The 14,979-nt window shown below is 58.6% G+C and carries 8 protein-coding genes and 2 pseudogenes; 5 read left to right on the top strand and 5 right to left on the bottom strand.

What is annotated here, in order from left to right; translation table 11 throughout:
- Nucleotides 1–603: 603 nt before the first annotated feature.
- Nucleotides 604–1,266, top strand: a complete 663-nt coding sequence (locus tag ACPPVP_RS33625) for a polysaccharide deacetylase family protein (RefSeq protein WP_426527874.1) — start codon at nt 604–606, stop codon at nt 1,264–1,266.
- A 336-nt stretch (nt 1,267–1,602) separates the two neighbouring features.
- On the opposite strand, the gene ACPPVP_RS33620 is transcribed toward ACPPVP_RS33625, so the two are convergent.
- Nucleotides 1,603–2,202, bottom strand: coding sequence for a hypothetical protein (locus tag ACPPVP_RS33620; RefSeq protein ID WP_426527873.1), 600 nt, complete (start codon nt 2,200–2,202; stop codon nt 1,603–1,605).
- A 736-nt stretch (nt 2,203–2,938) separates the two neighbouring features.
- Between ACPPVP_RS33620 and ACPPVP_RS33615 the strand changes: the two genes are divergently transcribed.
- From ACPPVP_RS33615 to ACPPVP_RS33605, 3 genes are all read left to right on the top strand, one after another.
- Complete coding sequence (locus ACPPVP_RS33615; protein ID WP_426527872.1) at nt 2,939–3,175, top strand: hypothetical protein; 237 nt, start codon at nt 2,939–2,941, stop codon at nt 3,173–3,175.
- A gap of 85 nt (nt 3,176–3,260) precedes the next feature.
- Nucleotides 3,261–3,614 carry a hypothetical protein gene (locus ACPPVP_RS33610; protein WP_426527871.1) on the top strand — a complete coding sequence of 118 codons (354 nt, stop codon included), beginning with the start codon at nt 3,261–3,263 and terminating at the stop codon, nt 3,612–3,614.
- 971 nt (nt 3,615–4,585) lie between these two features.
- Nucleotides 4,586–5,614, top strand: a complete 1,029-nt coding sequence (locus ACPPVP_RS33605) for an IS110 family transposase (RefSeq protein ID WP_426527870.1) — start codon at nt 4,586–4,588, stop codon at nt 5,612–5,614.
- Nucleotides 5,615–5,966: 352 nt separating this feature from the next.
- On the opposite strand, the pseudogene ACPPVP_RS33600 reads toward ACPPVP_RS33605, so the two are convergent.
- From ACPPVP_RS33600 to ACPPVP_RS33590, 3 genes and pseudogenes are all read right to left on the bottom strand, one after another.
- A pseudogene (locus tag ACPPVP_RS33600) lies at nt 5,967–6,686 on the bottom strand (transposase); the annotation flags it as partial.
- A gap of 217 nt (nt 6,687–6,903) precedes the next feature.
- Nucleotides 6,904–8,305 (bottom strand): annotated as a pseudogene (locus ACPPVP_RS33595) (IS1182 family transposase).
- 400 nt (nt 8,306–8,705) lie between these two features.
- Nucleotides 8,706–9,713, bottom strand: coding sequence for an IS110 family transposase (locus tag ACPPVP_RS33590; protein ID WP_426527869.1), 1,008 nt, complete (start codon nt 9,711–9,713; stop codon nt 8,706–8,708).
- Between the two features lie 262 nt (nt 9,714–9,975).
- On the opposite strand from ACPPVP_RS33590, the gene ACPPVP_RS33585 reads away from it, so the two are divergent.
- Nucleotides 9,976–11,322 (top strand): IS5 family transposase, encoded by a 1,347-nt coding sequence (locus ACPPVP_RS33585; RefSeq protein ID WP_426527868.1) that lies wholly within the window; start codon nt 9,976–9,978, stop codon nt 11,320–11,322.
- Nucleotides 11,323–11,579: 257 nt separating this feature from the next.
- Here ACPPVP_RS33585 and ACPPVP_RS33580 read toward each other — a convergent pair whose 3' ends face one another.
- Nucleotides 11,580–14,954, bottom strand: a complete 3,375-nt coding sequence (locus tag ACPPVP_RS33580) for an ATP-binding protein (protein ID WP_426527867.1) — start codon at nt 14,952–14,954, stop codon at nt 11,580–11,582.
- Nucleotides 14,955–14,979: the final 25 nt, after the last annotated feature.

Below are 14,979 nucleotides of genomic sequence, written 5' to 3'. Positions count from 1 at the left end.
GGGTCGAAGTTCGATGCCTTGGAATGGCACCCTCGCTAATCAAGCGCTGGCGTCTGGATGGTTCGGCAAGCCGGGCGAGCGATGGCCAGGCGGAGCGGAAACTGGTGCATGTCGACATCCACTTCGTTGATCTGGATCAAGCGCCGCCGTGGCACTGCAGTAGGTTTCTCCGATGACCCGAGACATGCTGTATATCCGGCTCTGGATGATCTGGATGGCCATCCTGGTGATTGGCACTGTCTACGTGCTGTTTAGTTGGGGAGCGTTTAGCTGGCCGTAAGGACCACAGAGACTCGCTGAGAGTCGTTTACATGAGAGCTAGTGTGGCACCGGCCAACCCTCAAAACGAATCCACCGAGTCAGCACGGGCGTGCTGAGACGGATCTAGGCGAGCATACTGTGGGACGGAAGTACCCAAAATGCGTGCGGACGTGGTAACGATTCCGAAGCGATCAATCCTAGCTCTACGATGCCGATCGGCACGTCGATCTTCATCAGCGTGGGCATTTGCTTCAAGGGTTTCATGGTCCTGCGCCTTTGGCGCCCGGCACATGGTGGAGACCAGCGTAGATTCATGTTGTAGACGTCCCTAGAAAGCGGAAAATGATGCCTTCCGGCCTGAAGTCGCTCCTGCGTAGTACGCTATCTGGCTTCGGAGCGAGACTTCCCTTTACTTTACTTGCTCGCCGAGTCCCGCGTGACGTGATCGTTCTGATGTACCACGCTGTCGGTGAGAGCCCGGCACCACATCTGCGCAACCTCTACCCTTATAAAACTCAAGCCCAATTCGAAGAAGACCTGATTCTTCTGAAGCGGGAATTCGTTTTGCCTACCTGGGCGGAATTCTTCGCGAATAAAAATATGTCACGGCTGCAAGAGCGTCCAAGCGTGCTGATCACTTTTGACGACGGCCTTTCAGATTGCTACCGATCTGTCCGGCCACTTTTGCTGAAGCACCGTATTCCCTGCTTGTTTTTCGTGACTGAGGCTTTCGTGGACAACAGGACCATGTTCTTCCGCCACAAAGCATCGCTTTGCATCGAAGGCTTCCACCATCTCTCTTCTGCCGATCGAAACAGGTTTGTCAATGCCGCGACAGGGAGTGGATTAAACTGTCCGAGTGAGCAATCTGATTTGCAAGGTGGATGCTGGGGGCCGGGGACAGAGCGGTGTATGTGGATGTGTCAAACCGGAACTGCAGGACGACACCTGCATACCGGGGTGGCAAGGTGCGAAAGGTGGTGCGCCGCCCGCCCGGCAGGATAAAAACGGTAACTATCGGCACGGCACGCGCGCAAAAAAGGCGGTTTAAATCAGTCAGATTAGTCACCCGTTGTCGCTTAGTGCGGAGGCTTTGAGAAAGGCGAGTTATCTGGCACCGTGGTTTGTCCACGTCTGGATCGTCCAGGGTCGAGGCGGCGTCGAGTCATCAAGGTTCGGAAGGCATCGCAATCGTTAGGCGTGCTTTCCCTTAGCCCTCAGCCCCAACTCCAAAGCCGGCGGGTGGCTAACGACTCCGCCCGTGAGATTGAGTCAACGCGATGTCCACAACAAAAGACCGCCCGGAGGGCGGTCTGTCGCTAGTCATCGATGACCAGAGTATCAGGCGGCGGTAGTTTGATTGCGGCGGCGTCGCCAGGCGAGCAGTCCGCCGAATGCCATGACCAGTCCGGGAAGGCCAGCTCCAACGATCGGACCCGGGACAGCGGCCGCGTCAAAGGTGATGGTTGCGTCGAACCCATACTGCGTCGGACCACCAGCAGGGAAACCAGCACCAATACCGGCACCGGTATTGTTCACGTAGAAGGCGAGAATATTCGGTCCAGCCGTCAAGAGCGTAACGGGGCTGACAAGTGTCGCGAAGGAGGTAGATCCGTTTCCATTGAGGAAGTTGTAAGGCTCAGTAGTTGAGCCATCAAAGGAAAAGACTCCGGGTCCAGGCCCGCCAATTCCGGTGCTGGTCAATTCTATGCCGTTCAAATAGGCGACCGAGCTGTCATCTGCGAAGTAACTGTTAATCTTGAAAGTGGCGTTCGTAAAACCGGTGGGGAGATCGAAGGGCACCGCATCAGCCCAAAATGCGGGTCCTTGCGAACCGTAATTAAACGCACCATGGACAGTCACGGTGTCGGCGTTGGCGCTCAAATTTGGAAACTGCGCAGATGCAAGGACAGCTACAGTTAAAGCCAACGATTTAAACATCACTGCGGCCTCCTCGCATTTTGTACCGGCGCGACTCGCCGAGAACGAAGTTGAAATAATGATGGAATGGACCACCATCCGTCAGCAACGTCAATTGTCTTGAACGGTTCCAATGATGGGATGACGCAAGCAGATTAGCTTTTGCCATTCGCCTTCAGCCCCAGCTCTACTAGCCGGCGGATGGCTACGGCCGCTGCAGAACGACCCAGATCACGAAAACCAAGCCGCCGATAATCCAAAGTGAGGACTTTGGGATCTTGTGTCCACTTCCAAACCTTCATTTCGCTTTTCGCCCTCATCTCTCGGCCAGCCGTCGGTCGGCTTCGAAGCTCAGTCCCCGCGTGATTTCCTGATAGCTCGCCTGCGCCGTGCCGATAGCCAGCCTCGCACCCCGTAACCGGCGGCGAAACCTAATCCGAGCAATATAGCAGCGTCTGTAAACACACAGACCCAACTGACGGTGGGCGTCGTGGTTCCACGTCGGGCTCAGCGCTTCGCCTTCAGCCCAACTCGACCAGCCGGCGAATGGCTTCGGGGCGGGACTTCCCATTCAGCCGAGCGTTGCACGGATATAGTCTACCGTACCGCGGCTCAATCTTAACCTTAGCATAGTTTCGATGGTCGCCTTGCGCACGTCGCCGACGGTTTTCAGCCCGGCTCCGGAGAGGGCGCGTCGTATATTCCAAGGAAGTCGGATCTGCTCGGCAAGGACCGCTGAAAGTGGGAAGGAAACATAATGTTTTTTAGCAGACTGGCTGTATTAATTGCCTTCGTAGCATTTGTAGTTGGCGTGCTGAGCGTCCTGATCGGCACCGCGGCCACCATGGATCTCTTAGATGAGGTCACCCGTGCTCGCTACGTTATCCGCTCACCGGAACAGATAATTTACGGGGGGGCTTACGTGGTCCTCGCTGCGGTGGCGCTGGGCACGCTAGCTGAAATGAGTCTGTCACTGCGCAGGTGGACAGCCTAACCAGGCGGCTGTCCGAGGACTTAGCTGGGCCGCAGAGACTCGCTGCCGCTTATCATCCCTACTTGCCCGACAACGGGGGAAGCCGATGCTCGACACGGTATTCTGGTACACCGGTCTGGTTGCCTGGATTTTCATCGTCTTCGGCTGGGCAGCGATGTTGTACGGCAACGGACAAAGCGGTGCTAAAGCGTGCGAGGGCGGCGAGTATTGTCAGATGACAGTCTGGATCTACGTCGACACCAGCAAGCGGGTTGGAGACCGTGACCATCTCAAGGTCTTCGACGGCCAGGCAGCCGCGCAAGCTTGGTCTGACCAGCACGACCCGGAAGGCGTGGCTTTCGAATACGAGGTAAGGTCCTTGATGACGACCCGAGAGGCTCACGACCGGTTTCAGCAAGAGGTGGATCATATTCTCGATGATCTGAAGCGAAACCCATGACGGCGCTCTCGGCCTTTAGAGACTGGCTGAATGCACGGCCCGCGCTGAGCAGCTATGGGTAATCGAGCACTATGATGGCCAGGACAACTATCGATATGATTGCCAGCATTGTGAAGGTGAGCACCAGCCAGTCGGGTAGGATTGTTCGCTTCATGATTGCGCCCCTGCAACCCTGGCACGGTATACCGGACACAGTGCAACGTCACCTGCCACACTCGCTAAGATTTTAGCCCACGTTTATAATCGTCGCAGTGATGCGATCCCGTCTAAGGTCACCGAGTGGTGTTGCGTCATTTGGCTGGGTCAGTATCGCCACTAAAACGGAATTAGACGGGCATACTCTTGGACGGACGTACCCAAAATGCGTGCTGACGTGGTAACGATTCCGAGTGCGATCAACCCCACCCCTACGATGATTATCAACACATTGATTTTCAGCCACGTGGGTATTTGCTTCGAGGGTTTCATGTCCTGCGCCTCTTGGCCCCGGCACAATGATGGACCGGAGCGGCGCAGGCCGAGGTGAGGCAGGTCACACGGCACGAAATCGTGACTGTAATGCCAGTGTCCTCCAACTCAAACACTTCCGACGCTTGGCAACCCGTTACGACAGGAGCCGCCAACACCGGCTTCATTCATCTCGCTGCCGCAATAGTCTGGATGCAATGAATGTCGATCGGTCCTAGAGGAAAGACGAGGGGTCATTGCTGAATACATCGCCGACCTCCAGGCCGCGCGGGACTTCCGCGCATGGGCTGCGCAAAGCGGCCTGTCGTCGCCTAGCGGAAGCAGGATGCAGCACAAATGTGATCGCCGCCATCTCAGTGTCAATCGGCGTTCAAATTTTGGACGCCGATCCCCCGGCTTAGGGGTCAATATTGCAGACGATGACGTAATTGCGGTCGGCGCCCGCGGCTCGAAAGGTCCGCTATCTTCAAGCCTTCCCGCAATCTCGCGAATCGGAGGGGGCTATGAAGCAATATGTTGGGCTGGACGTCTCGCAAAAGGAAACGTCAGTATGTGTGGTCAACGAAGTGGGTCAGATCTTGTTCGAGGGAAAGGCCAAGTCCGACCCGGGGGCGCTCACGGCACTGCTTCGCAAGCGGGCGCCACAGGCGGAGCGCATCGGATTTGAAACCGGGGCGATGGCGAGTTGGCTATGGCATGAACTTCGTCGGGTTGATCTTCCGGTGGTCTGCATCGACGCGCGGCATGCCCACGCGGCTTTGTCCGTACGCATGAACAAGAGCGATCAGAATGATGCTCGAGGTCTGGCCGAGCTGGTGCGGGTCGGCTGGTATCGAGAAGTCAAAGTCAAGAGCGAGGAAAGTCAGAAGATCCGCGCGTTACTCGTCGCGAGATCTCGGCTCGTGGCCATTCGTCGAGATATCGAGAACCAGGTCCGCAGTCTAATCAAAGAATACGGCTTGCTCTTCCCACGCGCGATCGGATTGCAGTTTCGCAATCAGGTCTGCGAGCTATTGGGCAAGGATCATCAGCTCCTCGGTGTGATCGCGCCGCTTCTGTCGATCCATGAGCAGATCTGCAAGCAGCAAAGCAAGTTCGACGACGAAGTCCGCCAATTGGCGAAGTCGGATGAGACGACGCGCCGCCTAATGACGGTTCCTGGTGTCGGCGTGGTGACCGCGTTGACCTTCCGCCATACGATCGACGACCCATCGCGCTTCCGATCGGCATCAAGCGTCGGCGCCTATTTGGGTCTTACGCCTCGACGCAACCAGTCTGGCGAAACTGACATCAATGGCAAGATATCACGATGGGGCGACCGTCTTCTCCGAACTTACCTGTACGAGGCGGCGACCGTCCTGCTTTATCGAACGAAGAAATGGTCCTCTCTCAAGGCTTGGGGCATAAAACTCGCTAAGCGGATTGGCATGCGAAAGGCAAAGGTCGCCATCGCGCGCAAAATCGCCATCGTTCTTCACTGTATCTGGGTCGATGGCACATCTTTCGACTGGGGCCAATCGAAGGAAGCCTGATCCGATTTTGTAAAGTTCCTGGTCCGGTCTGCCGGACTGGCGATGTCCCACTGGGACGGTGTTGTGGCGACCTCGTTCATTCGGCTGGTGGCGGCTTGACTGTACTCCGCTGCAGACGTTGAGGCGCCCGACCCGGACATCATCATGAGGCGCTCCGCGACCTCGGAAAGGACCATGACCCCAGCGAAGACATCAACAACCCCGGGCGATCCAATGCCTGGCCGGCAAAGCACGTATCAGCCGCGCCCGCGCCGTCTCCGCAACCCGGACCAGCTCCGACGGCGCGAGCACTACCACCGTGCCGTGGGCGAGTTCAGAAATGTAAGCTTGACAACAAACTGCAATTAAAGGGCCGAATGACAATCGAGCGAGCATCGGGATCGGTTAGCGATATCTGCTTGTCCTCGGTCTGCATCATCTGAGTGTTCAGACCGTTCAGGCGCTGTATCTCCTGGCGCAGCGCTGTAATCTTCTCGTTGAGCCGGGTGATCTTGGCCTCTGGCACGGCTTCCCCCTGGCGATCGGCACTGTCGAGCTGTGAGAGGTAGCGGGCTATACTCTCGTCGATCTGTGCCAGCCGTCGCTGCATCTTGGCCTGGGTGAAGTTACGATCCCTCGTGTTGACGGCTTTGAACTTGCTACCGTCGATCGCAACGCTGGCCTCGCTGAACAGCTCAAGGCGGCGGCACAGCACCACGAACTCACGGCAGACCTTGCGGATGGCCTCGCCGTTGTCCTTACGGAAGTCGGCTATGGTCTTGAAGTCCGGCATCAGCCTGCCCGTCAACCAAACCAACTCGATGTTGCGCCGGCACTCCCGTTCCAGTCGACGGCTCGACTGCACCCGGTTGAGGTAGCCGTAGACGTAAATCTTCAACAGCGTCGCAGGATGATAGGCCGGCCTTCGTGTTGCCTCGGGCTCAACGCCGTCAAAGCCGAGATTGGCCAGGTCAAGCTCATCGACCAACACATCGATCGCCCGGACCGGATTGTCCTCGCCCAAATAGTCATCCAGCCGCTCGGGAAATAACGTGCTCTGACTACGGTCATCGCCAACGACAAAGCGCGTTATCGAATCCTCCCGCCAAATCACAGGAGAATCATATCATTCGAGGGCGTTTTCACACAGGCTGGGTCATTATCAGACCTCAAACAGCGAACGTTCGATGTCCGCTCCTCACTCGATTGTGTTGCAAAACTCGTTTCTGTCTTGTGCCGAGCTTGGCTTTTGAGCTTTGGTGGGTTTTTTGGACAGTGGTGTCGGCGGTTTCCGTTTTGCTTATGGATGCTCAGCAGGCGACTGCCACAGATGGTGGGGGACGGCAGATTAGCTTGACCAGTCGCCTCAGGTTCTGCGCGGTGGCTGTAAGCAGCACTTCGTCCCTGACGCCATTTAGGCCTCACAGCCGAAGCCGGTCGAGCCTGAGAATGCGTTTCATATGGGCAAACCGCATCTCGACCTTTTTGCGCTCTCGGCGCGACTGCTGGAAGGCTCCCGTATTGGCCAGCGCGCGGACGCGATCACGCACATCTTCGTTGAGGTCGCGGGTGATTTTGCGGACGACCGCGGTCGTGCACTTTGGCTTCAATGAACAGCGCGAGCAGTCGCCTTTGCTGGCCCTGTAGTAGACGATGTGACCTTGATCGATGTTACCCGTGCTGGTCAGCTCCGCACCGCCTGGGCAAACATAGACATTGCGCTCCCGGTCGAAAGCGAAGTCGGCTCGGCTAAAGGTACCATCGGGGCGGGCTGACTTGTCCCACACTGGAACGTGCGGCGTGATGTTGCGATCCACCAGCCATTTGAGCAGCCTGACCGCGCCATAAGCCGTGTCACCTGCTAGCCTTTGCGGCCGCAGATCGAAGCGACGCTGAACACGGTCCACCATGGTCTGGGTGACGGCAATCTCCACTGCGCGGTTCGCGCGCGTGCCTACCGCATCGAGGATGATCCCGGCCTTGTTGTCGATCAGATAATTCGCGTCATAAGCAAAGAATGGGTCCACGCCGGGCCCTTACCCATGTTGCTTGCGGGTCCGTGAGCGACACCTCTTTGGGAGGCTTGCGTCGATGGCCGCTTTGACTTGAACCGTCGCCGTCTCCACCGTCACCGACCTGATCTTCACTTGCCGCATCCAGCGCAGCGATGTACTCGCGAACCGCTTGCGAGGCCTCCTCTGCCTTGGGCCATGCGATCGGTCGGTCGCCGGGGGCCCGCTTCGTCTTGTCTACATCCGCCTTGATCAGGCTCGCATCGATCGAGAATGCTTCACCTCCGACAAGCCCCGCTGAAATGCACAGCGCCACCACACCTTCGAATACCCGGCGCAAGGCATCGCTCGTTCGGAAACGTTCGCGCCTCGCTCGACAGAACACTGAATGATCTGGGATATTGTCTTCAATCCCGAGCTTGCAGAACCACCTGTAAGCTAGGTTAACCTGAACCTCCGCACAGAGCCGCCGCTCCGAGCGGAGCGCAAACACGTAGCCGACAATCAGCATTCGGATCATCAGCACCGGATCAATCGAAGGTCGGCCAGTGTGCGAGTAGAATGGTGCGAGTTCCTTGTGCACCCAACTCAGGTCCAGCAAACCATCGATTTGCCGCACCAAATGATCCGGCGGCACGACCTTGTCGAGATCAAACGCATAAAAGAACTGGCCCTGACCGCTCTCCTGCCGTCCCAACATGCATCGCTCCCGCAAATGCCCGTCTAAACCCAACGGAATCACGGTCCGCGATTCGCCTCAATCGAGTTTTGCAACACAATCCTATGAAGAACGGACATCGTCAGTCCGGCTTGTCAGGTCCGAAAACTGCCGATACTGTTCTCTAATTCCGGATCTGTTTCAAGCTCTCCACGATCATCCTTGCCGGGCCCACTGTTCTCTCCGCGGTAGGGGTGAACCCTCCGCATGATGGCGTAAGGTGACGTTGGCGGTTCAATGTTGCAATCGCGGTCGTCCTTTCGGACGCTCGCACAAAATCGGTCGAACTCACCATCGCCATCGTCCCGGCAGGGACGTCTTTTCCCGCCGTTTGGCAGGAACTCGGTATTCTCGTTCGCTAGGCAGCAATTTCCTTTTTCGATCAGTTGAACTCGGTTCCGTCGATCCACATGCGGTGCAGAATGACCGCGAGCTTACGCGCGACTGCAACCTTGGCCTTGCGGAGCCCGTTGCGCTTGGCGAGCCTCATCCCCCAAGCTTTCACGGTGGACCATTTCGGGACGCGCGTTAGCAGAACCCCGGCGGCTTCGAATAGATAACTGCGCAGCATGGCATCACCACACTTCGAGATGCGACCACTCCAATCAATCTCGCCTGAGGCGTGGCGTCTGCTCGTTAACCCGACATAGGCACCCACACTTCTCGATCGCGCGAACCGTGCCGGATCGTCAATTGTTGCCTTGAATGCAAGCGCGGTGATCGGGCCGACCCCAGGTACGGTCATGAACCGCTGGACCTGCGCATCACGGCGAGCCAACTTCATAACCTTGCGGTCGAGCTCGCTGACCTGCTGCTCGACGGCGTTGCGCGCTTCGAGCAGCGGCCTGACTGCAGCCACCAAATCGGGACGACCCTCGATCAACTCCTCGGCTCGTGCGGCGAAGACATTGAACGTGGCGCGGCCGATGACCAGACCGAGGTTCTTGAGAAGGCCACGGACATGGTTCTCAAGATCGCGCTTGATCTTGACCAGCAGCGCCCGGCTCGCCAGCAGCGCTCTGACCGAATGGCTGTCGATATCCTTGACGTGCACCTCTTTGAACCAACCGGTCTGCATGATGCGGGCGATCCCGATGGCATCGTTGCGGTCGTTCTTGTTGATCTGCATTTTGAGCACGGCCTTGGCATGGCGCGCGTCGATGCAGATCACCGGCAGACTAAATCGCTTAAGCTCGGTCCATAGCCAGGTGGACGTCGGTCCGGTCTCGAGGCCAATGCGTACCGCGCCCGGCGCCTTTGACCTCACGTAAACTGAGATCGCCTCAGGATCTGAATCGACGACGCCCTCACGCATGACCGATCCCGTCTGGTCCACCACGCAGATCGATGTTTGCTTCAACGACACGTCCAGTCCGACATAGTATTCCATTGCCGCTCTCCATCGTTGGGAGGCCACATGAGGCTGGCCTCATACGTTCCTGGAGAGCTGATTCCTTTGCCTTTGTCTGGCTCGATCCCGGAATTAGTCGTCCGTGAACAACGGCTAAGCGGCTGATCTGGAATCATGATCTGGTTTGAAGGTTGATTTGAGATTGCAAGGTTTTGGTGCTTTGGGCACCGGAACCTTGCAAATTCGATTTTGGATTCCCTCGAAGAGCGAAGCATGATTCCCTGTCGTATCGGAGGGACCGATGCGGCCGAAGAAGCACAAGTCGACGGGATCCAACGATCTGTTCCGGGCGCGGTTGGACCAGATCATTAATCTGAAGCACGAGCTGGTTCTGCTTGCCGGCAACATCGATTGGGACTGGATCGACGGCGAGATCGCGCCGCTCTACAGCGAGAACGGCCGGCCGGGGATTGAGACCCGCTTCATGATCGGGCTGTTGTTGCTCAAGCACATCTACGGGCTGTCCGATGAGGGGGTGTGTGAGCGCTGGGTCCACGACCCGTATTTCCAGTTCTTCACCGGCGAAGAGTTCTTCCAGCACGCATTCCCGCACGAGCGCTCGGACCTGAGCCATTGGCGCAAGCGGCTTGGCGACAGACTGGAGCTGTTGTTGGCCGAGAGCCTTCGGGTGGCGCACGAGACCGGCGCGTTACGCGGCAAAGACCTCAAGCGGGTCACGGTCGATACCACGGTGCAGCCGAAGGCCATCACCTTTCCGACCGATGCCAAGCTGCTGCATGCGGCCATCAAGGGGCTCAACCGCCTCGCGACCAGGCACGGGGTGCGGCTGCGGCAAACCTATTGTCGCGTCGCCAAGGCCGCAGCGATGATGGCGGGCCGCTACGCCCATGCCAAACAGTTCAGGCGGCATCAGCGGCAGTTGCGTATCCTGCGCTCCAGGCTGGGCCGGATCATCCGCGACATCCGCCGCAAGATCGAGGGCCAGCCAGCACTGGAGGAGACGTTCGCCCTCCCGCTTGGCCGGGCCACGCAGATCCGCTCGCAGCAGCAGCGCCAGCGCGGCTGGAAGCTTTATTCCTTCCATGCCCCTGAGGTGGAGTGCATCGGCAAAGGCAAGGCCGCGGCGCCTTACGAGTTCGGAGTGAAGGCCTCCATCGTCACCAACAACCGCCGGGCTCCCGGTGGCCTGTTCGTGCTGCACGCCAGGGCACTGCCCGATAACCCCTACGACGGTCACACCTTGCGGGACATCATTGATCGCACCGAAACACTCACCGGCTGTCCGATCGAGCGCGCCTATGTTGACAAGGGATACCGCGGCCACAACGCGCAAAATCCCCGTCGCGTCTTCATCTCCGGCCAGAAGCGCGGCGTCTTTGGTGTCATCAAGCGCGAGTTGCGCCGCCGCTCCGCCATCGAGCCCATCATCGGACACCTGAAGGCCGAAGGTCACCTCGGCCGCTGCTACCTCAAAGGCCGCGCCGGCGATGCCGCAAACGTCATCCTCTCAGCCGTGGGCCACAATTTCCGACGTATCCTCGCCTGGCTGAAGACCCTTTGGTGCCTCATCTTCACAGCCCTAATCGCGGTCGTCAGCCTCCAGCCCGCGCTTAAATCAGCTTCTTAACGGACGACGAATTACCCCATGTTGCAAAAGTCGAAAATCGAACAACCCTAAAAATCTCGCGAAAGCTGATCTTTGGACTTCTCTGCTGCTGCTTCGCCATTCAACGCCGCGACGGAGGCCCGTGATCGATTTTGGATGAAACGATATGGTCCCTCACGTCGCCGCGCGTAAAACGCATCGGTGGCTCTGAGAAATTTCATTCGTCACCCCAAAAAGACTTTTGCAACAATATCTGCCACGAGCCGACATATGCGCCGTCATGCTGCCAGCTCGTCGAGGAGGGCCTTAGCCTGCTCCAGGTCCGGCGTGTCAAAGCCCTCGGTGAACCAGCCGTAGACCGGAGCGAGAAGTCCTCGGGCTTCATCCCGCTTCCCCTGATCGCGCCACAGCCGCGACATGCTCAGGGACGCGCGCAGCTCCCAGGACTTCGCCTGTTGGTCGCGCGCGATTGCGAGCGCCCGCTCGAAATAGCTTGCCGCTTTGGCTTCATCCAAATGTGGCGACGCCAGCACGGTTTCGCCGGCCACCCGGTAAACTTCAGCTTCGCACCACGTCTCCTTCGTTGCCTCTACCATCGCAATCGCTTCATCGCCACAACGCCGAGCCTCGTCGAATTGACAAAGTTCAGCGTAGGCTCGCGTCAAATGCGTCAAATTCCATGGGTGCCAATTTTTTGATCCGGTGGATAGCCGCGAGTCGATTGCTGAGGTGAGTGTCTCTACTGCATCGGCTGGCTTGCCGGTCAGCGCAAATATGCAACCTTGATGCAATGTTGCGTAATTTTTCCAGAAGGCGGAGCCTTTCTCGTCGGCTAAAGCGAGAGCTTCATCGATAAGAGCAATTCCCTCCACATACTTTCCGCAAAACAAATATACCAGAGCTGCGTGATTATACGCATGCATCAAGCCAGCAGGTTGCCCGATCTCGCGGGCATACCTGAGCGCTTGGTTGGTGTCCGCCATCGCCACGTCGGGATAACCGAGGACCCATAATGTGTACGCTCTGTAAAACATGGCGGTGATTCTGGCGTCTTGGCCGAATAGATGTGCCAGCGGACCATGTTCCGCGGGGTTGTACAGCGCAAGGGCCCGATCGAAATGCGCACGCGCCCTTGTTATGCTGCCCGTGAGCAATAGGGAAACCCCCATCATGCGATGCCCGATCATATGGGGAACCGTCGCTCCGCTCTTTTCGGCTTCGGCTAGGAATTGCGCCGCAAGAATGCGCATCACATCACCGTCAAATCCCACATAACTAGCGACCCAATAACCATACAGAACTGAGAATAATGCCAGCGAGTTTTCGAGAGAATCGCCAAGCGCCTCTGCTCGCTCAATCAACGTGCGCAGGTCATCAAGCGATGCTTTGGTTTCGAGCGTCGCAAAGCCCTTGGTGTGCATAAGCGCGTTCGCGAGGGCCATTTGAAACTTTATCTGCTCACGGCGAAGGGCTGGTGTGCTCGGCAGGGTACCAATCTGGGCAAGTGCACGGGTGAGTTGCTCTACAGCCTCCATCAGAGCCGAACGTGCCTGAGACCGCAATCCCGCTTTGCCCCACAGGGCCGCGGCCTTGTCGATCAGCCCGGCCTCGGTGCAATGCCGCGCCAGCACTTCGGGTTGGCCCTCGGCGATGTCGGCAAACTGGTTTTCGAGGGTGTCTGCGATCCGAGCGTGGAGCGCGCGCCTCGGCTGGCGCAGCAAGGTGCCATAGGCTGCTTCTTGCACCAAGGCATGCTTGAACAAATGGGTCGCATGAGGCGGCACGCCCTTGCGGAACAGCAAACCGGCCCGGATCAGACGGTCGAGGGACGAGGCCAGTTCGGTTTCTGGCTTGCGGGCCACCGCAGCCAACAGCGCCTGAGAGAACTCACGACCGATCGCTGCCCCGATCTGTGCCACCTCCTTGGCCGGGCCGAGCCGGTCGAGCCGCGCCATCAGGGAAGCATGCAAGCTCGCCGGGACCGCCATGGCCGGAGACGGAACCGCCGCAACCATGCGCTGGGCCGCGCTCTCGCTTCCCACTTCCAGCACCGCCTTTGTCATCTCCTCGACGAACAAGGGGATGCCATCGGTACGCTCGATAATGGCTTCCCTGATGTTTGCTGGCAGCGGGTTGTTGCCGATGACGCAGTCGATTATGGACCCGACGTCGCGCTCAGCCAGACGGTTGATAGTTCGCGAGGTCACGTGCGGTTGCCCGACCCAAGGCGCCTCGAACTCTGGCCGAAACGTCACGATCAATAGCACGCGAAGGGTTCGAACCTGGTCCACTGTGCGACCGAACGCTTCCAGACTGGTGGGGTCACTCCAGTGCGCGTCCTCCAGGATTATCAGCACCGGGTTGGCACGCTCCAGGGTATCCAATTGCGCGCCAAGTGCTTGCAGGGTTTTCTGCCGGCGTTGTTCAGGAGCAAGGTCCAGAGCGGGGTAGCGTCCGTCGTTGGGAAGCGACAACATCTCGGCGAGGACCGCCGCATCCTGCCTGGACGTCGAGGTCTGCGCCAGCAGCGCATCGAGCTTGTCGAGCTTGGTTTGGGACGTGTCGCCGTGCGCAAATCCGGCGGCACGTTCGAACTGCCCAATGATCGGATAAAGGGCGCTATCGGTGTGCTGTGGCGAGCAGAAATAACGCAAACGCGTGTGTGGTTCGGCCGCGATGTCCGCTATGAGCGCGGCGGAGAGCCTGGATTTGCCTATGCCGGCCTCACCGGACAGCAGCACGACCTGACCTTCGCCAGTCTTGGCTCTCGCCCAGCGCCGCATGAGCAGTTCAAGTTCTTCTTCTCGTCCGACGAGCGCAGTCATGCCGTCGGGATGCATCGCCTCAAAGCGGCTCGCGACAGAACTTGACCGCAGCACCGCGAAAACTGGCACCGGACCAGCGATCCCCTTGAGCTCCTTGGATCCAAGGTCCCGCAGCTCGAAGAGATTGCCGAGAAGCTTGCGCGTGGCCTCGGCTATGACGACTGTGTTGGGCTCGGCGATGGCTTGTAGGCGGGCGGCGACGTTTGGTGTCTCGCCGACAATATCGTGCTCTTGCCCTTCGCCGGACCTCACTAGATCCCCGACCACCACCATCCCGGTGGCAACCCCTATCCGCACTTGGAGGGGCTCAGGAGCCGGCAGCGTGGCCACCGCATCGATCAGGTCGAGGCCGGACCGAACGGCACGCTCGGCGTCATCTTCATGCGCTGCCGGATAGCCGAAGTAAATCAGCGCACCATCGCCCATGTATCTCGCGACGAAGCCCCCGAAGCGGCGCACGATCTCTGCAACGCACCTCTGATAGGCCGAAATGACCTCGCGCAGATCCTCCGGGTCCATCCGAGCGGAGAGCGCCGTCGAACCGACAAGGTCCGAGAACATCACGGTGACCTGGCGGCGCTCAGCGGTGTCCTTAGCGGATTGGTCGGTTGCCAGAGGAGCGTCGGATAGAGGCGTTGCGCTCGCTTCAGCGCGCAAGGCTGCTGTGGCGTCTAGCAGCTTACGGCGATGCCCGACAGATCCGACACCCAGGTCCTTCAAGTCCTCCGCCGTCAAACTCGGCAGGACTGTCTCGTCGACATTATTCGCGCGGAATGTCGCCTCATATTGTTCTAGGCCAAGCCTCCGCAGCCAACCTCCGATGTCCATGACAGCGCCTCTGGCCCTCGCCTAC

The sequence above is a fragment of the Bradyrhizobium sp. McL0615 genome (genome assembly GCF_049993905.1).
Lineage (GTDB): Bacteria > Pseudomonadota > Alphaproteobacteria > Rhizobiales > Xanthobacteraceae > Bradyrhizobium.
This window is presented reverse-complemented; position numbering and strand designations above follow the sequence as displayed.

Excerpts from the sequence above, each read along its gene's own strand:
- ACPPVP_RS33625 (WP_426527874.1), top strand. The coding sequence starts at position 604 with ATGATGCCTTCCGGCCTGAAGTCGCTCCTGCGTAGTACGCTATCTGGC.
- ACPPVP_RS33620 (WP_426527873.1), bottom strand. The coding sequence starts at position 2,202 with ATGTTTAAATCGTTGGCTTTAACTGTAGCTGTCCTTGCATCTGCGCAG.
- ACPPVP_RS33615 (WP_426527872.1), top strand. The coding sequence starts at position 2,939 with ATGTTTTTTAGCAGACTGGCTGTATTAATTGCCTTCGTAGCATTTGTA.
- ACPPVP_RS33610 (WP_426527871.1), top strand. The coding sequence starts at position 3,261 with ATGCTCGACACGGTATTCTGGTACACCGGTCTGGTTGCCTGGATTTTC.
- ACPPVP_RS33605 (WP_426527870.1), top strand. The coding sequence starts at position 4,586 with ATGAAGCAATATGTTGGGCTGGACGTCTCGCAAAAGGAAACGTCAGTA.
- ACPPVP_RS33590 (WP_426527869.1), bottom strand. The coding sequence starts at position 9,713 with ATGGAATACTATGTCGGACTGGACGTGTCGTTGAAGCAAACATCGATC.
- ACPPVP_RS33585 (WP_426527868.1), top strand. The coding sequence starts at position 9,976 with ATGCGGCCGAAGAAGCACAAGTCGACGGGATCCAACGATCTGTTCCGG.
- ACPPVP_RS33580 (WP_426527867.1), bottom strand. The coding sequence starts at position 14,954 with ATGGACATCGGAGGTTGGCTGCGGAGGCTTGGCCTAGAACAATATGAG.